This is a genomic window from Enhydrobacter aerosaccus (assembly GCF_900167455.1).
Classification (GTDB): Bacteria; Pseudomonadota; Alphaproteobacteria; order Reyranellales; family Reyranellaceae; genus Reyranella; species Reyranella aerosaccus.
On sequence record NZ_FUWJ01000020.1, the window covers coordinates 16,874 to 37,154 of the forward strand.

A 20,281-nucleotide genomic window follows, 5' to 3' on the forward strand; every position below is an offset into this window, starting at 1 on the left:
TGTAGAGGCTTCCATGGCGCGCCCGAGAATCGTCGTCTCCAGTTGGGTTCATCGCGAAGTGCTCGACCGCTTGGCGGCCGTTGGCGAGGTGGTGGCGAACGACTCGCGCGAGACCCTATCGCCGGACGAATTGCGAGCCCGCTGCCGGGATGCGGAGGCGCTGATGGCCTTCATGTCGGATCGGGTCGACGATTCCTTCCTGAGCGCCTGTCCCGATCTCAAGGTGATCGCCTGTGCCCTCAAGGGCTATGACAATTTCGACGCCGATGCCTGCGAGCGCCGCGGCGTGTGGCTGACGATCGTACCCGATCGCCTGACCATCCCGACGGCTGAGCTCGCGATCGGGCTGATGATCGGCCTGGGCCGCAACGTGCTACCTGGCGATCGGCTGGTGCGCTCCGGCCATTTTCGCGGTTGGCGGCCGATCCTGTATGGCCGCGGCCTCGAGGGCAGCACGGTTGGCCTGATCGGCATGGGCGCCGTCGGACAGGCCATCGCGCGCCGGTTGATCGGCTTCGAGGCGAGGGTGCTTTATGCGGATCGGTTCGCCCTGCCATCCGATCAGGAGACAGCGCTGCGGGCGCATCGCGTCTCGCGCGATGAGCTCAGACGGCAGAGTGACTTCATCCTGCTCTGCCTGCCCCTTGCCGCCGATACGCTGGGGCTTGTGGATGCCGCCTTCCTCACCGAGGTCAAACGCGGTGCCTTCCTCATCAATATCGCGCGCGGATCTCTGGTCGACGAGGCGGCCGTCGCCCAGGCGGTGGAGACCGGGCAGCTGGGCGGCTATGCGGCCGATGCCTTTGCGCTCGAGGATTGGGCGCTCGACGGGCGGCCCGACAGACTGGACGAGCGTTTGCGCCAGGCGACGGACCAGACCCTGTTTACGCCTCATCTCGGCTCCGCCGTCGATGAGGTCCGGCGCGATATCGCGCTGGAGGCGGCGACCAGTCTGATCGAGGCGTTGCGCGGCGAGGTGCCAAGCGGTGCCGTCAACAGGCCCTCCGCTGTCCGGAATCGGAGCGTCGCATGATCGATCTCGAACAGGTCCGCACTTTCGTCGCGATCGTGGAGGCCGGTTCCTTTCAGAGCGCTGCGGACCGGCTCGGCATCGCCCAGCCGACCGTGTCGCAGCACCTGAAGAAGCTGGAGGAGGCGGTGGGTCATCGCCTGATCGAGCGTTCCCGCGCGCAGGCGATCCCGACCGAGGGCGGGACGCGCTTTCTTCCTTTTGCCCGCACGCTCCTGAGGGTCGCAGAGCGGGCACAGGAGGCGCTGACCGACGGAGAGTTTGTGATCGGCGCCAGCAGCAACATCGGCGTCTACATGCTTCAGCCCGTGGCGGCCGCCTTCCGATCCATCGTTCCCGATCTTCGGCGGTTCGATATCCGGATCGGCTCGAACCAGGAGACGGCAAGGCGCCTGGAAGATTCAGAGATCGATATCGCCCTGATGGAATGGTGGGACGATCGCGCGGGGTTCGATGCCAAAGTCTGGCGTGAGGAGCCGATCGTCGTCATTGTGCCGCCCGATCATCGCTGGGCCCGGCGGGCCTGGATCGACAAGGCGACGTTGATGGAGGAACCATTGATCGGAGGCGAGCCCGGAACCGGCACCGCGCGGCTGCTTCAGGACAGGCTGGGCATCGATATCGCGGCACTGAAATCGGGTCTGCAACTCGGCAGCACCGAAGCGGTGAAGCAGGCCGTGCGGGCAGGCCTCGGCGTATCGGTCGCCCTCGAGAGTGCGGTCCGGGAGGAAATCGCGTCCGGTGTCCTGGTGGCGCCGCGCCTGCGCTCCGCCCGGCTGACGAAGCCGCTCTACTCCATCGTTCCCAGCCATGCGCCGCCGGGAAGCCCGGCCCGCAAGTTCGCCGCTTTTCTGCCGGCGGCCGCAGCATGAAGCGCGCGATCGTCCTCCGGCACCTTGCGTTCGAGGATCTGGGCCTCCTGGCGGGCGTGCTTTCCGACGCGCGCTATGAAGCGTCGTATCGCGAAGCGGGGATCGACCGTCTTTCCGATATCGAGCTCGCATCGGACGATCTTCTGGTCGTGCTGGGCGGTCCGATCAGCGCCTATGACGAGGCGCATTACCCGTTTCTTGCCGACGAACTGCGCCTGATCGAGCAAAGCGTGCGCCGCGAGGTGGCGGTGCTGGGCATTTGCCTCGGCGCGCAGCTTCTCGCCCGTGTTCTCGGTGCCCGCGTCTATCCGGGTTCCGCCAAGGAGATCGGTTTTGCGCCGGTGAGGCTGACGGAGGAGGGGCGAGCCGGTTGCCTCGGTATCCTCGAACGGGCGGCCAGCCCGGTGCTGCATTGGCATGGCGACACGTTCGATCTCCCGCGCAACGCGACGCGGCTCGCTGCGACCGATATCACCCCCAATCAGGCCTTTTCCCTTGGCAAGCGTGTCCTCGGTCTTCAATTCCATGTCGAGGCCGACCCCGCGTCGATCGAGCGATGGCTGATCGGTCACGCTGGGGAGCTTGCCGCCGAATGCGTCGATCCTCGATACCTGCGCGTCGAAGCGCAGCGCCACGGCGACCTGCTGGCAAAGGCCGGCCGTGCCGTTCTTGCGGGCTGGATCGAAGCGCTGCGATCCTAGCGTCGACGCTGAAAATTGACCCGATCTGAGCTATGCTCGATGGTGCGGAGGCGCTGTCGGGAGGACTGACCATTTCGGTCGACGCCGGGACAACGATAAACGAGCAGAGTGCGCGACGAGGAAGCTTGCCGTCGCGGTCGTGGCCAGGGACGCGCGTGGCGTCAGGCGCGGCGTACCACAAGCACCGGGCAGGGCGAGTGACGCATGACTTCTTCCGCAACGCTGCCAAGTACCGCCCGCGACAGGCCACGGCGGCCATGGCTGCCGATGACGATCAGGTCGGCCGGCCATTCCCTGGCAGCCTTCACGATCTCTTGACCGGGCCGGCCTTGCCGCACGAATTGCAGGACGGAGGTGCCCGCGGGAAGGCGGGCGCGGAAATCGGCCACCACGCGTGCTCCCTCCTGTTGCGCGTGCTGGGCAATGTCGTCGGCGACGCTACCTGCCTCCGGCGAATAGATCAGCGACGGATCGATGGCGTGAATCAAGGCGACATCGGCATTCAGGGATCGCGCGAGTGCGATGCCGACCTCGGCTGCATGGGCCGCGAGCGGATCGTCGTCTACCGTGATCAGGATCTTGCGAAAGGCCATGTGCTTCTCCGCTCGTCACCCGTCGAGAAAATGGTCCGCCGCTTATGGGCCGCGGAACCGGGTCGGCCCCATGATCTGGATCAACGGATGCCTGGGACAATCGGCTGCGGCTGGTGGCGTACGTCATGGGAGCATTCGCACCGCAGGGCCGAATGGCGCACCGTACTGGCGGCCCGAAATGCGATGGCGTAGTAAGGCCGCCCGAGGAGAGGCGTCGATGCGCGCTGCGTTTGGGTTGGTTGTCTTGCTCGCGTTTTGCGTCACTGCCGGTGCCTCCCGGGCGGCGCCTCGCAGCCCCTTTATCGAGGACTTGACCTGGACCGAAGTCCGCGACGCGTTGGGCGCGGGGACGACGACCGTCATCATCCCCGTCGGCGGGACCGAGCAGAGCGGGCCGCATCTTGCGCTCGGCAAGCACAATGTCCGCGTGAAAGTCCTTGCCGGTCGAATCGCGACCGCGCTGGGTGACACGCTGGTCGCCCCGGTTCTGGCCTATGTGCCCGAAGGCAACATATCGCCGCCTACCGAACACATGCGCTTTCCCGGAACGATCTCTGTGCCGGTCTCTGCCTTCAAGGGCACGCTCGATGGCGCGGCACGCAGCCTTCGGCAAGCCGGCTTCACGCATATCGTCCTGATCGGCGACCATGGCGGCTACCAGGCCCAGTTGAAGGACGTCGCCGATCAATTGAATCGGGCCTGGGCCGGCACATCGGCGCGCGCTCACTACATCGCGGCCTATTATCGCGCGAGCGACGTGGCCTATACCAAACTGCTTCGGACCCAGGGGCTGAGCGAAGCCGAGATCGGCCAGCATGCCGGCGCGGCGGATACCTCGCTTCAGCTCGCGGTCGATCCCTCCACCGTGCGCAGCGATCGGCTGGAGGCCGCACATGGGGCCGATATCGGCGTGCTGGGCGACGCCCGTCGTTCGAGCGCTGTCTTGGGTCAATCGGGCGTGGATCTCATCGTCAACGATACGGTAGCCGCGATCAGGAAAGCGCGGCTGGAGAAACATTGAATTCATGAAGAAGAATCGCCTCCTCGTTCTTCCCGCCGTGGCGATCGCTTTCGCCGGATGCCTGGCTGCCGCGCAAACCACTGTCAGCAAGACAAGTACGCCACAGGCCATTGCCACGGTCCCCGGCATGCCGCCGGTCGTCGATCCGTCCAATCTCTATAGTGAGACGGTAGCCGGGAAATTGAGCCCGGCCGTTCAAGGCGCTTTGCCGCGCATCTATGTCCCGAACCGGCGCGGCAACAGCGTGACGGTGATCGATCCGCAGGCGATGCAGGTCATCGACACCTACAAGGTCGGACGTAATCCGCAGCATGTCGTGCCCTCGTGGGACCTCAAGACCCTGTGGGTCGCCAACAATGCCGAAGGCCGTACCGACGGCAGTCTGACCCCGATCGATCCGCTCACCGGCAAGCCGGGACCTTCGGTGCCCGTCGACGATCCCTACAACCTCTATTGGACGCCCGACGGCAAGTACGCGATCGTCGTTGCCGAAGAGCACAAGCGGCTCGATTTCCGCGACCCGCGGACGATGGAGCTAGCCTTTTCCATCAAGACGCCGAAGTGCGGCGGCATCAATCACGCCGACTTCTCGATCGACGGCAAGTACGCTCTCTTCACCTGCGAGTTCAACGGCGCCGTCACCAAGATCGACATGGTGAACCGCACCGTGGTCGGCACGCTCGTGCTGACGCCCTTCTATCAGCGACCCGACGTGGTGGCGCAGCTGGCGGCGTTCGAGAAGAAGCCGGTCGTCGTGGACGAAGGACAGGAACTCGGCGGCGCGGTCTGTGCCTCGCGCGGCATGCCGCAGGACGTGCGCATCTCGCCGGATGGCAAGCTCTTCTATGTCGCCGACATGCTGGCGGACGGCGTCCATGTCGTCGACGGCGACTCGTTCCGCCAGGTCGGTTTCATCCCGACCAGCATCGGCGCCCACGGCCTCTATCCGAGCCGCGATGGCAAGCTGCTCTACGTCGCCAATCGCGGCAGCAACAAGATGATCGGCCCGCGCCATGGCAAGGGCAGTGTGTCGGTGATCGACTTCGCGACCCAGAAGGTCGTCGCCTTCTGGCCGATCCCGGGCGGCGGGTCGCCCGACATGGGCAATGTCTCCGCCGACGGCAAGTATCTGTGGCTGTCCGGCCGCTTCGACGATGTCGTCTATCGCTTCGACACGACATCGGGCGCCGTCGACCAGATCAAGGTCGGTCGCGAGCCGCACGGCCTCGCCGTATGGCCCCAGCCCGGCCGCTACTCCCTGGGACATACCGGCAATCTGCGCTGATTGCCGGCATCACCGGGGTCAGGGATCGATCAGGACGCCCGGATTCATCATTCCCTTCGGATCGAGCTCGCGCTTGGCGGCCCGCAGGGCGCGCGCGAACAGCTCGGGGCGCTGCTTGTCGTAGAAGGGGCGATGGAAACGGCCGACGGCATGATGATGCGTGGTGGTGCCGCCATGCTCTACCGTTGCCGCGGTGCAGGTCGTCAGAATCTCCATGAACTGTTCGAGCTGCCGGCGCTTGTCGAGGATGCCGCCGAAGGTGAAATACAGGCACGGACCGTCGGGATAGACGTGCGTGAAGCGGCAGGTGACGGTGCCGTCGCGGCCGGTCACGCGCTTGATCGTGTCGCGGGTGATCGCGGTGATCTTGCGATGGAACTCTGGCACGCGCTCCCAGGTCATGGCCGTCTCGAAAGTCGAGGACAGGATGCCGCGCGCCGCAGCGTGCTCGCTGTAGTGCGGGGCGCGGATGAACCGGTTGCGCCAAGCGCCCGCGGCGCCTGAGCGATGGGCGTTTTCGTCGTCGGGATCGGTCGGATCGGCGGCGCCGCCGTGATCGCCACAGATCTCCAGTGCGCGCTTCATCCAGGCCTCGAGCGGATGGTCGGCCGATTCGAAAGCGAGGACCAGCACCGCCTCCTCGCTGCTCCAGGGAATGCCGGGCAGGGCTTCGCGGGCTTCGAGAAGCCGGCAGTTGGCGGGGTAGAGGCCGGCCTGGGTGATGGCTCGGACCGCGTCGGCGCCGGCGAAGAAATTCTTGAAGCGGACCGAGGCGGAAGCGCGGAAGGTCGGCTTCTTGCGCAGCCGTACCCAGGCCTCGGTGATGATTCCGAGAATGCCTTCCGAGCCAAGGAACATTCGGTCCGGGCTCGGCCCGGCGCCAGAGCCGGGAAGGCGACGCGTTTCAAGGGCGCCGCTTGGCGTCACCACGCGCAGGCTTTCGACGAAATCGTCGATATGCGTGTAGAGCGTGGCGTAGTGGCCGCCCGACCGCGTCGCGATCCATCCGCCCAGCGTCGAGCAGCGATAGGCCTGCATATAGTGGCGCATGGTGAAGGGCGTTTGCCGCAGCTGGTCCTCGATCGCCGGACCATAGATGCCGCCCTGGATGCGGGCCGCGTGACTGACGCTGTCGACTTCAAGAACCTTGTCCATGTGGCGCAGGGAGATGGTGACGACCTTCTCCGCACTGGCCGGCGGCTCTATGCCCTTCACGACCGAGCTGCCGCCGCCATAAGGGATGGCCATCGCCCCGGCCTGGTCGCACCAGTCGAGAACGCGCACGATGTCCTGTTCGTTCTCGGGGAAGGCGACGGCATCGGGCGGGTTGGGTACCGAGCGCATGAGCATGCGGATCGCATCGAAGCCGGCCTTGCCGTAGCTGTGTTCGAGGCGCGTCAGATGGTCGGTGCGCACGATCGATTGCAGGCCGCTGGGCACGGTCAGGCGCGTTGCGCGGAGCGCGATCTCGTCGGACTTGGGTGCCGGGGTGACATCGAAACTGGAAATCCCGTAGCGCTGCGCGATCTCCGCTTCCCACGGCTTGATCTCGTCGGCCGACAGATCCTCGTCCGCGTAGCCCCAGGCATAGAACTTCTTCTGCCGTCGCATCGTTCCTCCGTTTGCTTCTTGGCAACGATGATCCGCCCCATGGCGGAAGTGATCAAGCGCCCAACAGGCGGCGCAGCCACTCCAGAAGCTTTACCTCGATCGAGGGCGCGAGCTTTCCGGCGAAGCCGGGATCGTCCGGCGCGGTAACCGGCTTGAGATTGTGACTGACCCGGGGAGCGATGAGGATTTCCGCTGCTGCCCTGCGCGCGCGCAGTGCATCGATGAGCGGCTGGATGTCGGTCATCGGCACGACCTGCAGATCGGCACCACCCTGCAGCAGCAGGCAGGAAATGTCCGTCTGCATCAGGGCCTTCGCGGGATCGAACGCAAAGGCGGCCTGCAGGAAGGCACCGGCGTAGGACGGAAAGACGGAGCGAAAGGCCGACGGCACGTTGTCCGGCACCTGCCCGGTGTCGCGAATGGCATCCATGATGCGCTCGGCCGTGCCGCTGAGCTGCGGCAGGCTGCGCGCGATCTGATCGCGCACGATATCGGCCAGCGGTCGGCCGGGGGTCGAGGCGAGTACGAGCGTGTAGGGACGTCGCGCGCCCATCGCCACTGTGGCCGCGAGCGACAGCAACCCACCTTCGCTGTGGCCGAGAAAGGCCGTGGCGTAGGGTTTGATTTCGTCGTGGCGCAGCAATTCGGCATGCGCCTCCTGCACGTCGCCGACGAAGTGGTCCCAGGTGAAGAATTGCTCCAGCCCGTCCGCCGCCTTGTGGGGGCCGACGCTCGAACCGCCAATGCCGCGCTTGTCGTAGCGCAAGGTCGCGATGCCGGCATGGCCGAGGATTTCGGCAATCTGCTTCAGCAGGTCGACGCGCACCGGGATCAACGGATTGTTGCCGTTGCGATCGGTCGGACCGCTGCCGGCGACGAGCACGACGCCCGGCACCCGCTCGATCTCCGTGATCGACGGCAGAACCAGCGTGCCTGCAAGCGTCGCGCCCGCGGCCCCTGCGAAGCGGACCTCGCGCTGCTTGAGCGTCTGCGGAAAATACTGGGCGCGTGCGCCGGTGGTGGCCAGAGAGGCCACGCCGCCCAGCAGCATCCGCCGCTTCATCATGCCTTGGCGGCAGCTTCCGGCAGCTTGGTCATGTCGTGCGGCATCATCTTGCCGCCGAAGATATGGACATGGAAATGGAACACGCTCTGGCCGCTCTGGGCACCGTGATTGGCGACCAGACGGTAGCCGCTGGACTCGAGTCCGAGATCGCGCGCGACCTTTGCGACGGCGCGCCAGAAGCCGGTCAGCAGGTCGGGTGGCGCCGAAGCGGCGAAATCGGCGTTGGAGACATACTCGCCCTTTGGAATCACGAGCACATGGACCGGCGCCAGCGGGTGGATGTCGTGGAAGGCGAGAGCGAATTCGTCCTCGTAGACTTTCTTGCACGGCAGCTCGCCGCGCAGGATGCGCGCAAAGATATTGTTGCGGTCATAAGTCGACATGCAGAACTCCGGTCGCGTCGCGAAGGCCGGCAGGATCGTTCGCCGCGCCCGGAATGACAACCCGGCAGTTACCGCGTCTTCAGGTAGCCTTGCGCGAGGCCTTCTCGGCGATGCCCGACAGGCCCTCGCGGCGCGCCAGCTCGTCCCACACGGCGCTGGGCTTCACGCCAGTCGCCGCCCACAGCGTCAGCAGGTGGTAAAGCATATCGGCGCTCTCGCCCACCAGCTTGGGTTTGTCGCCGCGGATGCCCTCGATCAAGGCTTCGACTGCTTCCTCTCCAAGCTTCTTGGCGATCTGCTGCCGGCCGCGACTGAACAGGCGCGCGGTATAAGACGTGTTCGGATCGGCGCCCTTGCGGCTGTCGATCACGACATACAACCGGTCCAGCACGTGCTCGTCCGCAGTGCCGTTCTCGTGGCGCGACTTCTGCGCCTTCTTCTTTGGTTTCTTCTTCTTCGCCATCGACGGGGGTCTCGGCGCCACGTTGATGGGCGCTAACTGCAAGTCTACTTCAATTTCAAGCTGCGTGCGACATTTGTCGTATCGGAACGCCGGCCTTTGCCAAATGTTCTTTTGCTTCGGCGATGGTGAATTCGCCGAAGTGGAAGATCGACGCCGCGAGCACCGCAGAGGCGCCGCCCTGGGTAACGCCTTCGACCAGATGATCGAGCGTGCCGACGCCGCCCGAGGCGACGACCGGCACGGTCACTGCGTCCGAAACCGCACGCGTGAGCGCGAGATCGAAGCCGGACTTGGTGCCGTCGCGGTCCATCGACGTCAGCAGGATTTCGCCGGCGCCGTGATCGGTCATGCGCCTGGCCCACTCGACCGCATCGAGACCGGTGCCCTTGCGGCCGCCGTGGGTGAAGACTTCCCATTTTCCGGGGCCGGTTTGGCGCGCGTCGATCGCGACGACGATGCATTGGTCGCCGTATTTCTCGGCTGCTTCCCGCACGAACTCGGGCCGCGCCACGGCCGCCGAATTGATCGACACCTTGTCGGCGCCGGCGAGCAGGAGCTTGCGGATGTCCTCGATCGTCCGCACACCGCCGCCGACGGTCAGCGGCATGAAGCATTGTTCGGCGGTGCGGCCGACGACGTCGAGGATCGTGTCGCGGTTCTCGTGGCTCGCGGTGATGTCGAGAAAGGTGAGTTCGTCGGCGCCGGCGGCATCATAGACGCGGGCCTGCTCGACCGGATCGCCGGCGTCGCGCAGATCGACGAACTGCACGCCTTTCACCACGCGGCCGTCCTTCACGTCGAGGCAGGGAATGATGCGGACCTTGAGCATGGTCATCGCTCGCCCTTGAGGACGCGGATGGCGTCCGGGACTGTCACGCGCCCGTCATAGAGCGCGCGCCCTACGATCGCGCCGATGATGCCGTGCTCCTCGGCCGGCAGGAGTTCGCGCAGATCATCGAGGGAACTGACGCCACCCGAGGCGATCACGGGCGTGGTGAGGTGCTGGGCCAGCGTGATGGTGGCATCGACGTTCACGCCCCCCATGGCGCCGTCGCGGTCGATGTCGGTGTAGATGATGGCGGCAACGCCGGCATCCTCGAAGCGCAGCGCCAAGTCGAGCGCTCGGACCGTGCTCTGCTTGGTCCACCCGTCGACCGCGACGATGCCGTCGCGCGCATCGATGCCGACCGCGATGCGGCCCGGCCATTGCTTGCAGGCCGCCTTCACCAGGCCCGGCTCCTTCACGGCAATGGTCCCCAGGATCACCCGCTGGAGGCCGGCCTCGAGCCACTGGGCGATGCTCTCGATGGTGCGGATGCCGCCGCCGAGCTGCGTCGGAACCTCGACCGCCTTCAGGATCTCCAGCACCGCGGCCCGGTTGACGGGATGGCCTTCCACGGCGCCGTTCAGGTCGACCAGATGCAGCCATTCGCAGCCGGCGGTCGCAAAGGCCTTGGCCTGGGCGGCGGGGCTGTCGTTGAACACCGTGGCGCGCGCCATGTCACCGCGCAGCAGCCGAACGCACTTGCCGTCTTTCAGGTCGATCGCAGGAAACAGGATCATTTCGGCGCGGATGTAGCGCGTTGCCCGCGACAGCGCTACCCCGTTGGCAGCGGCTGGGACTCTGTGGCGGGATGGTCGGGCTGGGGCTAGTCTCCGCCGATCGACGAAAGGACTATCCATGACGCGTACAACGCCCGATCTCCTGGCCAGCCTGCAAGCCGAACTCACGGCCATCCGGCGCGATATCCATCGCCATCCGGAGACCGCCTTCGAAGAGCAGCGGACGTCGCAGATCGTCGCGGAGAAGCTCGAATCCTGGGGCATCGAGGTGCATCGCGGCCTGGCGACCACCGGTGTCGTCGGTACGCTGAAAGGCAACCGGCCGGGGCAGAAGACCATCGGCTTGCGGGCCGACATGGATGCCCTGCACCTGCAGGAAAAGAACACGTTCGACCATGCTTCGGTCATTCCCAACAAGATGCATGCCTGCGGGCACGACGGACACACGACGATGCTGCTGGGCGCGGCGAAGCATCTTGCCGCCTCGCCCGATTTCGGCGGCACGGTGCATTTCATCTTCCAGCCGGCCGAGGAAGGCGTCGGTGGCGCCCGAGTGATGATCGAGGAGGGGCTATTCGACAGGTTCGACTGCGACGCTGTCTACGGCATGCACAATATGCCGGGCTTCCCCAAGGGCCACTTCGCCATCCGTTCCGGCCCGATGCTGGCGGCGAGCGATAGCTGGGAAGTGATCTTCAAAGGGACGGGTGGACACGGTGCCCTTCCCTATCGGGGAACCGATCCGACCTTCCCGGCCGGCCAGTTCATCGTTGCCATCCAGGGCATCATCGGTCGCAACGTGCCGCCGACCCAGGCGGCCGTGCTGAGCGTCGGCCATCTCGCCGCCGGTTCGGCGGGCTCGCCCAATGTCATTCCGTCCGACGTTGTGGTCGCCGGCACGTCGCGCAGCTTCACGCCCGAGGTGCGCGACCTGCTGGAGCGGCGGCTGGGCGAGATGGCGCGTTCGCTGGCGCAGGCCAGCGGCTGCGAGGCCCAGTACAAATACGTCCGCCGCTATCCGCCGCTGATCAATTCGGTGGAGCAGACCACGTTGGCGGTCGAGGCGGCCGCCCTTACCGTTGGGCGCGACAAGGTCGAGCCCAACACACCGCCGGTGACCGGCGCGGAGGATTTCGCCTTCATGCTCGAGAAGAAGCCGGGTGCCTACATCATGATCGGCAATGGCGGCAGCGAGGAAGGCGGCTGCCACAACGTGCATACGCCGCTCTATGACTTCAACGACGAGATCCTGACCACGGGCGCGGCCTACTGGGTCAATCTCGTGCAGGTCGAGTTGGCCGACGCCAAGGCGTAGCCCTTGGGGCTGCGGACCTGCGAGCGGGTCCGCAGCCGCTTGGCTTTACTTGGCCGGCTTGACGAACTGGGCCAGCGTCATCTGGTCGGGACGGGCGGGATAGGTGAGGCCTTTGTGCATCGCCCAGACAGCCAGTTCGAATGCCACGGGCAGGACGGCATAGTCGGAAAGGGCGAGCTTGCTTGCCGCCTGCAGAAGGCCCTCGCGCTTCTTCTCGTCCACCGTGCGCAGGGCCTCTTCGAGTTTGGCGTCGATCTCCGGGTTGGAATAGCGACCGCGATTGCTGCCGCCGATGCCTTTCTCGCGATTGGGTGTGGCCACCAAAGCGCGCAGCGGGATGGACGTGTCGGCGGGATCCGATGCCCAGCCGGAGAGATAGGCGCTGTAGCGGAATTCGTCGCGGTTCTTGGTGAAGGCGGCCGGTGCGCTTGCTTCGACCTCGGTCTTCACGCCGATCCGGCTCCAGGCGGCAGCGACGGCCTGGGCGATCTGGCGATCGCCGACATAACGGCCATCGGGCGCGCCAAGGGTGATCGAGAATCCCTTGGGATAGCCCGCCTCGGTCAGCAACTGGCGGGCTGCCGCCGGATCGAAACGCTCGGGCTGTGCATCCTTGCGGGTGCCGAAGGCCGGCCACGGCAGAAAATCGCCAGCCGGCTGTCCATCGCCGTCCATGGCCTTCTCGACGATGGCCTTGCGATCGATGGCCAGGGATAGCGCCTGCCGGACCCGTTTGTCCTTCAGCGGATTCTTGCCCTCGGTATCGGGAATGCCCGGAGATGGCTCGGCGGAGGCATCGAGGCCGATGTAGAGAAGCCAGTCGGAGGCGGTGTCCGACAGGGTGATCTTTGGATCCTTGCGCAGCTTGGACAGTTCGGCGACAGGTGGATCTTCGATGAGATCGACGTCTCCTGCCTGCAGAGCCGCCACGCGTGCTGCTGCATCGGGGAGAGCCCTGAAGGTGACGCGACTCCAGGCCGGCTCGGGCCCCCAGTAGGCGTCGTTGCGGGCCAGCACCAGATCGGCGCCCCGTTTCCAGGCCACGAACCGGAAAGGCCCCGTGCCGAGCAGCCCCTCGCCGCGGTCGAGCTCGGCGGTCGTCTTGCCTTCCGGCGCCGCGCCGGCGGCGGCGATGTGCGAAAGGATCGGAAGTCCCGCCAGATCGAGCGGCAGAAGCGGGGCCGGGGCCGCTGTCGTGATGCGCAGTGTCAGCGGATCGACGATTTCCAGGCGCGTGATCTGCCGGCTGAGCATGGTGAAGGGGGATGGGCTGTTGGGCACGCGGGCGGCACGCTCATAGGTGAAGACCACATCCTCGGCCGTGAAGGGCGAACCGTCCTGGAACTTCACATCGGGGCGGAGCTTGAATTCCCACACCGTGTCGCTGACGGGCTTCCACGAAACAGCGAGCGCGGGCACGGGCAACTGCCTGTCGTCCCTGGCCACCAACGCATCGAACAGATGCAGGGCGATCTCGTTGTTGACGGCGATGTTCTGATATTGCGGATCGAGCGACGTCGGTTCGCTCTTCAATCCGATCTTCAGTTCCTGCGCTGCAGCGGGTAGCGCAATCGCCATCAGGATCGCGGCCAAAAGTGCGCCGGCCGCGCGGAGAAAAGGCATGCGAAGCTCCATGGGCAGCGCAAACTCTTGCGGGGTGGTTCGTCGATTGCAACGCGACAGGACGACCAGGAACCTGCTTCTGGAATAAAATGAGAACGGTTGCAAACGACGATGCATAACGGCGCCGCGTTGCCACGCGTGGTCTTTACCGTCGCTCTGGCTTAGGGTGGCGCCGCGAAAGACTGGTAGTTTCGGAACCGGCAGTTTCGGAAGATTGGCATTTCTGGTTGGGGGACATCGATGAATGGAGCGGAGAGTCTGGTTCGGACATTGGTGAAGGGCGGCGTCGATGTCTGCTTTGCCAATCCGGGAACTTCGGAAATGCATTTCGTCGGGGCACTCGACCGCGTCGAGGGCATGCGCTGCGTCCTCGGCCTGTTCGAAGGGGTCTGCAGCGGTGCCGCCGACGGCTACTATCGCATGACGGACAAGCCGGCCTCGACCTTGCTCCATCTCGGGCCCGGTCTCGCCAATGCGGCCGCCAATCTGCACAACGCGAAGAAGGCCGGCTCGGGGATCGTCAATATCGTCGGCGAGCACGCGCTCTATCACATCAAGTACGACACGCCGCTCACGGCCGACATCGAAGGCATCGCGCGGCCTTTCTCGCACTGGGTCAGGACCTCGCCGACCGCCAAGACCGTGGCGACCGACGGCGCGGCTGCAATCCAGGCGGCGCGGGTTGCGCCCGGCCAGATCGCCACGCTGATCCTGCCGGCGGATACGGCTTGGACCGAGGCGGAGGGCGTGGCCGAGACGCCGGAAACGCCGGCGCCGCAGAAGCCGTCCAGCGAGACAATCGTTGCCGCTGCCAAGGCCTTGAAGAACGGTCAGTCGGCCATGCTGTTCCTGGGCGGCCGCGCGTTGCGCGCGAAGGGGCTCGAGCTTGCCGGTAAGATCGCAGCCAAGACCGGCTGCAAGGTGCAGGCTGCCGGCGGTACGGCCCGGATCGAGCGCGGTGCGGGCCGCGTTCCGGTATTGCGCCTGCATTTCGTGGTCGAGACCGCGCTCGAGATGTTGAAGGGCACCAAGCATATGGTGCTGTGCGGCGCGAAGGCGCCGGCGGCCTTCTTCGCCTATCCCGGCAAGCCCTCCGTGCTGACGCCGGACGATTGCGAAGTCACCACGCTGTGTCCTGTCGAGGGTGATCCGATCGATTCCCTCGAAGCGCTCGCCGCGGAACTCGGCGCCCTGAACGAGAAGCCCAAGGTGGCGGAAGCCAAGCGGCCCGACCGGCCGACCGGCAAATTCACCCTCGACGGTCTCGGGGCCGCCCTCGGCGCGACCCTGCCCGAGGGGGCGATCGTCGTCGACGAGTCGGTCACGACCGGCCGTGGCTTCTTTCCGTTCAGCGCCGGTGCGCCGCCGCATGACTGGTTGAACAACATGGGCGGCTCGATCGGCTTCGCCACGCCGGTCGCGGTGGGCGCGGCGGTCGCCTGTCCGGACCGCAAGGTCATCGCCATGGTCGGCGACGGCAGCGCCATGTACACGATCCAGTCCCTCTGGACGATGGCGCGCGAGAACCTCGATGTCTGCGTGCTGATCTTCTCCAACCGCTCCTACAAGATCCTCTACAGCCAGCTGGCCGATGTCGGTGCCGCCAATCCTGGCCCGCGCGCCATCGACATGCTGACGCTCGATCGGCCCACGCTCGACTTCACGGCGATGGCCAAGAGCATGGGCGTGCCGGGCGCCAAGGCACTGGATCTAGAGGAGCTCACCAAGCAGCTTACCTATGCGATGTCGCAGAAGGGCCCGTACTTGATCGACGTGGTCATGTAAGGGCATTCACCGGATCAAGTCATGGAAGAAACCCGCCGACGCACGCTGCACGGGCGCCGGCGGGGCAAGAAACTGCGCTCCGGGCAGCAATCGCTGCTCGATACGTTGTTGCCTCGCCTCGCCGTCGCATTGCCCGCCGAACCGATCGTCACGCCGGACGGCGACGTGTCCGAAAACCCGACCAAGATCGACCTAGCGCGCCTTTTCGGCGGCGCCGTTCCGCCGGATGGTATCTGGCTGGAAGTCGGGTTCGGCGCCGGTGAACACCTCGTCTGGCAGGCCGAACACCATCCCGGCATCGGGTTGATCGGGTGCGAGCCCTATATCAATGGTGTCGCCAAGTGCCTCGCGCACATCGAGCGTATGGGGGTCGGCAACGTACGCTTGTTCACAGACGATGCGCGTTTCGTCATGGCGGCATTGCCACCACAGTCTCTATCGCGGGCCTTCGTGCTGTTTCCCGATCCGTGGCCGAAGACGCGGCATCACAAGCGTCGTTTCGTGCAACGACGCAATCTCGACGTGCTGGCTCGACTGATGCGACCCGGTGCCGAGCTGCGATTGGCGACGGACGATCCGAGTTACCTGCCGTGGATGGTCGAGCACGCCTGCACTCATCCGGCGTTCGAATGGCTGGCCGAGCGGCCGGCCGATTGGCGCGGCCGACCGGACGATTGGCCGCCTACGCGGTACGAGCAGAAGATGCTCGCGGGTCATAAGCCCGTATTCCTGCGTTTTCGGCGTCGATAGGGCTGGGGCCGGGCCGAATCAGCACCAGGATCGCCGCCGCCAGTTGCAGGAACAGGCAGGCCCAGAGCGAACTGCGATAGCTTCCCGACAGATCGTGCAGCAGCCCCAGCAGCGATGGGCCGACAGCGGCCAGGAGCTGGGTAATGGCGACATTGAAGCTGACCGCGCGCGCGAAGTCCCGACGCGGGAATTCCTGCTGCACGATCAGCCCAGGCAGCGTGATCAGATTGCCGACCCCGAAGCCGAACAGGGCGCAGCCGGCATAGAGACCGACTACCGACGAGGTCGACAGCAGGACGACCATGCCGGCAATCTGAATGCCCAGCACCGCACTGCTGCAGGCGCGTCGGTCGACCTTGTCGACGATCATGCCGACGACGATCCGCCCCAGCAGAGCCGAAAGCGCGGTCAGGCTCACGGCCCAGCCCGCGCCTTTGAGCCCCAACGACGGTTCGAGGAAGGCAGCCTGGTGGGCAATGAAGCTGATCTGCGCCAGCAGGCCGATCGAAAAGGCCCCTACCATCGTCAGATACCGCGGCTCGCCCAACAACTGCCGTCGCGATCTCGGGGTGTCGGAACTTGACGTGGCCGCAAGGGCGTCGTCGCCAACATCGTGCTCGTCGGTATGCCGACGGCGCAGCACGATCGCGGCGAACGGTCCCAGCGTCACCATCATCACCGCAATGGCGGCATAACAGGCAGTGGCAAAGCCCCAGCTGGCGATCGCCCAGGCAAAAGCCGGTGCGAACAGCAGGCCGCCGCAGGTCGCACCACTGAGCGCCAGGCTGGCGGCCATGCCCCGGCGGCGGTCGAACCATTGCGCCACCAGGGTATTGATCGACCCGCCGCCCATGGCGGCCCATCCGGGAATCATCAGGAGGATGGCCAGGTAAAGCTGCCACGGTTCTCGCAGAATGCCGAGGGCGGCCACGCCAGACGCCATCAGGGCTATTCCCCCGAGGACGATCGGCCGGGCGCCGAAGCGGTGGATGGCATCGCCCACCTGCATTACCAGGAAGGCGCCAACGACGTAGTAGAAGGTAATTGCCGTGGAGATGGTCCCGGGCGACCAACCATGGGCGTTATGCAGGGCTACTAGATATAGGCTCAACCCATAGAAGCCGAACCCCCACCCATAGAGGGCGATGACAAAGGCACACAGGACAACCCACCAGCCGTGATACCGACGCGACATAGCTCGACCGTTCGTTTCCTCGTATGGGCGCAGATGTTTCCATAGTCGCGAACCTTCCGCTCGCCGTTTTCGGGCTTCATTAAGGTCGTGCGGGAAATGCGCCGCCAACACCGTTGGAGAGCATGCGGGCCTTGCCAGTAGCCCCGGTCGCGCCTATATCCCCGGCATCCTCATCGGGTTCGCGGGACGAGCCAAATAAAATAAGAGTGGGCCAACAGCCCGCTCTTTTCGTTTATGGCCAGCCTGCAGCTCAAACGTAGAGACATCCGACCACGTGACCGACCTGCTGCGCCGCATCGAAGAGATTGTCGCCCCGACCGTCGTCGGCATGGGCTACGAGCTCGTGCGCGTTGCGATGAGCCGCGGCGGTGGCACGTTGCAGATCATGATCGAACCTGCGGATGGCCGGCCGATGGATGTCGAGGATTGCGCCACTCTTTCGCGAGCCCTGTCGGCGGTGCTCGATGTCGAGGATCCGATCTCCGGCGCCTATACGCTGGAGGTCAGTTCGCCCGGTATCGATCGACCTTTGACGCGGGAAAAGGACTACAAACGCTGGGCCGGTCACCTGGCGCGCGTCGAGACGACCCTGCCGATCGACGGACGGCGTCGCTTCAAGGGAACACTGCTTGGGCTTGAGGATGGAACCGTGAAGCTGAAGCTCGACGACGGCAAGGAGGCGCATGTGCCGCTCAGTGCCGTGAGCAGGGCCAAGCTCGAATTGACCGATGCGCTGATCGACGAACACAGCCGGACCCAGGACAAGCCCGGGCCGGCAAACTGAAGAAAAACACCGACGAAGACCTCAGGGAACGAGAGGAAGACAATCATGGCAACGACCGCCGATATTCCGCGCCTGGAAATGCTGCAGGTGGCCGACATGGTCGCCCGCGAGAAGAGCATCGAACGCGAGGAAGTGCTCGAGGCGATGGAACAGGCCATCCAGAAGGCCGGGCGCGCCAAGTACGGTCTCGAACACGACATCCGGGCGGAGATCGATCGCAAGACCGGCGAGATCCGGCTGCTCCGCTATATGCAGGTCGCGGATCCGGTGGAGAACGAGAATGTCCAGGTCTCGGTCGCCGAGGCCCAGCGCCGCAATCCCGAGGCGCAGGTCGGCGACTTCCTCACCGACGAGCTGCCCCCGATCGATTTCGGTCGCGTCGCGGCTCAGACGGCCAAGCAGGTCATCACCCAGCGCATGCGCGAAAGCGAGCGCAAGCGTCAGTACGAAGAGTTCAAGGATCGCGTCGGCGAGATCGTGTCGGGCGTCGTCAAGCGTGTCGATTACGGTAATGTGACTGTCGATCTGCAGCGCGCGGAAGGCGTGATCCGCCGCGACGAGTCGATTCCGCGCGAGAGCCTGCGCGTCAACGACCGCGTCCGGGCCTACATCTTCGACGTGCGCGAGGAGCCGCGCGGTCCGCAGATCTTCTTGTCGCGTAGCCATCCGCAGTTCATGGCCAAGCTGTTCACGCAGGAAGTGCCGGAGATCTATGACGGCATCATCGAGATCAAGGCCGTGGCACGCGATCCCGGCAGCCGCGCCAAGATCGCGGTGCTGAGCCACGACAGCTCGATCGATCCGATCGGCGCCTGCGTCGGCATGCGCGGCAGCCGCGTCCAGGCCGTGGTGCAGGAGCTGCAGGGCGAGAAGGTCGACATCATTCCCTGGTCACCCGAACCGGCCAACTTTATCGTCAACGCGCTGGCGCCGGCCGAAGTCAGCAAAGTGCTGATGGACGAAGAGAAGAACAAGGCCGAGGTGGTCGTTCCCGACGATCAGCTCAGCCTCGCCATCGGTCGCCGCGGCCAGAACGTGAAACTGGCCTCGCAACTGACCGGCTGGGAGATCGACATCATGACCGAGGCCGAAGAGAGCGAGCGCCGTCAGAAGGAGACGCGCGAGCGCACCGAACTCTTCAAGGAAGCCCTTGATGTCGATGATGTGATTGCCCATCTCCTCGTGGCGGAGGGCTACGCCACGGTCGAGGATATCTCGGAATCTGCCGTCGAGGATCTTACGACCGTCGAAGGCTTCGACGAGGATATCGCCACCGAACTGCAGCGCCGCGCTCGCGAGTACATCGAGAAGCGTGACGCCGAACTTGCCGACAAGCTTGCGGAGCTCGGCATGGACGAAGCGGTGCGTTCGATCGAAGGCCTCACGCTCCCGATGCTGGTCGCGCTGGGCGAGAAGGGCGTGAAGACGCTCGACGATCTCGGCGATCTGGCCTCGGACGAGCTGCGGGAGATCGTGGGCGAGAGCACGCTCGATGCCAGCGCCGCCAACGCAATCATCATGAAGGCGCGCGAACATTGGTTCCCGGCCGAGGAAGCCGCCGGCGAGGCGGCCAAGGCCTAACGGAGGACGGATCGTTTGAGCTTGGCGTTTGCCATGACAGACCGTGACGGAGAGGCGATGTCCCGCGATACCGCGGGCAAGGCGCCGTTGCGGACCTGTATCGTCACCGGAGCGGAGATGTCGCCGGAGCGGATGATACGCTTCGTCGTCGGACCGGAAGGCGATGCCGTGCCCGACTTGGCGCGGCGTCTGCCGGGCCGTGGGCTCTGGGTGACGGGCGAACGTGCCAAGCTCGAACAGGCGATCGCCCGCAAGCTGTTCTCCAAGGCGGCCCGCAGGCCGGTGAAGGCGGAGCCGGAGCTGGCCGATCGGGTCGAACGGCTCCTGCTCGAGCGTGTTCTCGAGGATCTCGCACGGGCGCGTCGCGCTGGGCGCGCAGTTGCCGGATTCGTGCGGGTGGAGCAGATGATCGGGCGGCACCAGGCCGGATTGCTGGTGGTGGCGGAAGGCGCTGACGGCGACGGTCTCGCCAAGCTCCAGGCCGCTGGCCTGCCGATCGAGCGATTAGGGGATGCGGCGGCGCTCGGGGGCGTCTTTGGACGCGAGCATGCTGTTTACGTGGCGGTGGCGCACGACGACCGGTCGGGCCAGTTCATTCAACGGATTGCGGGGGGTGCGGCGCGGTGGCGCCGTTATCGCCTCAACAGCGCCGGTTGACGG

Annotated in this window: 20 protein-coding genes; 11 read left to right on the forward strand and 9 right to left on the reverse strand. The window is 65.5% G+C overall.

Annotated features, from left to right (window positions below; all coding sequences use genetic code 11):
* Positions 1–13: 13 nt before the first annotated feature.
* From B5D62_RS31940 to B5D62_RS31950, 3 genes are read left to right on the forward strand one after another with little or no spacing between them, the layout of a single operon-like run.
* Positions 14–1,033 carry a phosphonate dehydrogenase gene (locus B5D62_RS31940; RefSeq protein ID WP_085938150.1) on the forward strand — a complete coding sequence of 340 codons (1,020 nt, stop codon included), beginning with the start codon at positions 14–16 and terminating at the stop codon, positions 1,031–1,033.
* Complete coding sequence (locus B5D62_RS31945; protein ID WP_085938151.1) at positions 1,030–1,902, forward strand: LysR family transcriptional regulator; 873 nt, start codon at positions 1,030–1,032, stop codon at positions 1,900–1,902. Before B5D62_RS31940 ends, B5D62_RS31945 begins: the two co-directional genes overlap by 4 nt.
* Positions 1,899–2,603: a glutamine amidotransferase gene (locus tag B5D62_RS31950; RefSeq protein ID WP_085938152.1), complete on the forward strand. Its 705-nt coding sequence runs from the start codon at positions 1,899–1,901 to the stop codon at positions 2,601–2,603. Before B5D62_RS31945 ends, B5D62_RS31950 begins: the two co-directional genes overlap by 4 nt.
* A 161-nt stretch (positions 2,604–2,764) precedes the next feature.
* Here B5D62_RS31950 and B5D62_RS31955 read toward each other — a convergent pair whose 3' ends face one another.
* Positions 2,765–3,196 carry a universal stress protein gene (locus tag B5D62_RS31955; RefSeq protein WP_085938153.1) on the reverse strand — a complete coding sequence of 144 codons (432 nt, stop codon included), beginning with the start codon at positions 3,194–3,196 and terminating at the stop codon, positions 2,765–2,767.
* A gap of 310 nt (positions 3,197–3,506) precedes the next feature.
* Here B5D62_RS31955 and B5D62_RS31960 point away from each other — a divergent pair, with 310 nt between their 5' ends.
* Together B5D62_RS31960 and B5D62_RS34140 are read left to right on the forward strand one after the other, a co-directional pair.
* Complete coding sequence (locus tag B5D62_RS31960; protein ID WP_231715019.1) at positions 3,507–4,217, forward strand: creatininase family protein; 711 nt, start codon at positions 3,507–3,509, stop codon at positions 4,215–4,217.
* A gap of 4 nt (positions 4,218–4,221) precedes the next feature.
* Positions 4,222–5,502: a YncE family protein gene (locus tag B5D62_RS34140; RefSeq protein WP_085938155.1), complete on the forward strand. Its 1,281-nt coding sequence runs from the start codon at positions 4,222–4,224 to the stop codon at positions 5,500–5,502.
* An 18-nt stretch (positions 5,503–5,520) separates the two neighbouring features.
* Here the strand turns inward: B5D62_RS34140 and B5D62_RS31970 are convergent, their stop codons facing one another.
* From B5D62_RS31970 to hisA, 6 genes are all read right to left on the reverse strand, one after another.
* Positions 5,521–7,113 (reverse strand): FAD-binding oxidoreductase, encoded by a 1,593-nt coding sequence (locus B5D62_RS31970; RefSeq protein ID WP_085938156.1) that lies wholly within the window; start codon positions 7,111–7,113, stop codon positions 5,521–5,523.
* A 52-nt stretch (positions 7,114–7,165) separates the two neighbouring features.
* A complete protein-coding gene (locus B5D62_RS31975; RefSeq protein WP_085938157.1) occupies positions 7,166–8,179 on the reverse strand; it encodes an alpha/beta fold hydrolase in 1,014 nt (337 codons plus the stop codon).
* Positions 8,176–8,562 carry a histidine triad nucleotide-binding protein gene (locus B5D62_RS31980; RefSeq protein ID WP_085938158.1) on the reverse strand — a complete coding sequence of 129 codons (387 nt, stop codon included), beginning with the start codon at positions 8,560–8,562 and terminating at the stop codon, positions 8,176–8,178. The genes B5D62_RS31975 and B5D62_RS31980 overlap by 4 nt, the downstream gene beginning before the upstream one ends.
* Positions 8,563–8,641: 79 nt before the next feature.
* Positions 8,642–9,025, reverse strand: a complete 384-nt coding sequence (locus tag B5D62_RS31985) for a phosphoribosyl-ATP diphosphatase (protein ID WP_085938159.1) — start codon at positions 9,023–9,025, stop codon at positions 8,642–8,644.
* Positions 9,026–9,080: 55 nt separating this feature from the next.
* Entirely contained in the window at positions 9,081–9,854 is a 774-nt protein-coding gene (hisF, locus tag B5D62_RS31990) for an imidazole glycerol phosphate synthase subunit HisF (protein WP_085938160.1), read from the reverse strand.
* A gap of 2 nt (positions 9,855–9,856) precedes the next feature.
* Positions 9,857–10,588 carry a 1-(5-phosphoribosyl)-5-[(5-phosphoribosylamino)methylideneamino]imidazole-4-carboxamide isomerase gene (gene hisA, locus B5D62_RS31995; protein ID WP_085938161.1) on the reverse strand — a complete coding sequence of 244 codons (732 nt, stop codon included), beginning with the start codon at positions 10,586–10,588 and terminating at the stop codon, positions 9,857–9,859.
* A 118-nt stretch (positions 10,589–10,706) separates the two neighbouring features.
* On the opposite strand from hisA, the gene B5D62_RS32000 reads away from it, so the two are divergent.
* Entirely contained in the window at positions 10,707–11,903 is a 1,197-nt protein-coding gene (locus B5D62_RS32000) for a M20 aminoacylase family protein (RefSeq protein ID WP_085938162.1), read from the forward strand.
* Positions 11,904–11,948: 45 nt separating this feature from the next.
* Here B5D62_RS32000 and B5D62_RS32005 read toward each other — a convergent pair whose 3' ends face one another.
* Positions 11,949–13,526, reverse strand: coding sequence for an ABC transporter substrate-binding protein (locus tag B5D62_RS32005; RefSeq protein WP_218191409.1), 1,578 nt, complete (start codon positions 13,524–13,526; stop codon positions 11,949–11,951).
* A 240-nt stretch (positions 13,527–13,766) separates the two neighbouring features.
* Here B5D62_RS32005 and B5D62_RS32010 point away from each other — a divergent pair, with 240 nt between their 5' ends.
* Both B5D62_RS32010 and trmB read left to right on the forward strand, forming a co-directional pair.
* Positions 13,767–15,311, forward strand: coding sequence for an acetolactate synthase large subunit (locus tag B5D62_RS32010; RefSeq protein ID WP_085938164.1), 1,545 nt, complete (start codon positions 13,767–13,769; stop codon positions 15,309–15,311).
* A gap of 21 nt (positions 15,312–15,332) precedes the next feature.
* A complete protein-coding gene (trmB, locus tag B5D62_RS32015) occupies positions 15,333–16,061 on the forward strand; it encodes a tRNA (guanosine(46)-N7)-methyltransferase TrmB (RefSeq protein ID WP_085938165.1) in 729 nt (242 codons plus the stop codon).
* Here trmB and B5D62_RS32020 read toward each other — a convergent pair.
* Entirely contained in the window at positions 15,994–17,256 is a 1,263-nt protein-coding gene (locus tag B5D62_RS32020; RefSeq protein ID WP_085938166.1) for an MFS transporter, read from the reverse strand. The genes trmB and B5D62_RS32020 overlap by 68 nt on opposite strands.
* Before the next feature lie 274 nt (positions 17,257–17,530).
* Here B5D62_RS32020 and rimP point away from each other — a divergent pair, with 274 nt between their 5' ends.
* The 3 genes from rimP to B5D62_RS32035 are packed head-to-tail and all read left to right on the forward strand — an operon-like array spanning position 17,531 to position 20,278.
* Positions 17,531–18,040, forward strand: a complete 510-nt coding sequence (rimP, locus tag B5D62_RS32025; protein ID WP_231715020.1) for a ribosome maturation factor RimP — start codon at positions 17,531–17,533, stop codon at positions 18,038–18,040.
* A 45-nt stretch (positions 18,041–18,085) separates the two neighbouring features.
* A complete protein-coding gene (gene nusA / locus B5D62_RS32030) occupies positions 18,086–19,621 on the forward strand; it encodes a transcription termination factor NusA (protein WP_085938167.1) in 1,536 nt (511 codons plus the stop codon).
* Positions 19,622–19,678: 57 nt separating this feature from the next.
* Positions 19,679–20,278: an RNA-binding protein gene (locus tag B5D62_RS32035; RefSeq protein WP_170921254.1), complete on the forward strand. Its 600-nt coding sequence runs from the start codon at positions 19,679–19,681 to the stop codon at positions 20,276–20,278.
* The last annotated feature ends 3 nt before the right edge of the window (positions 20,279–20,281 follow it).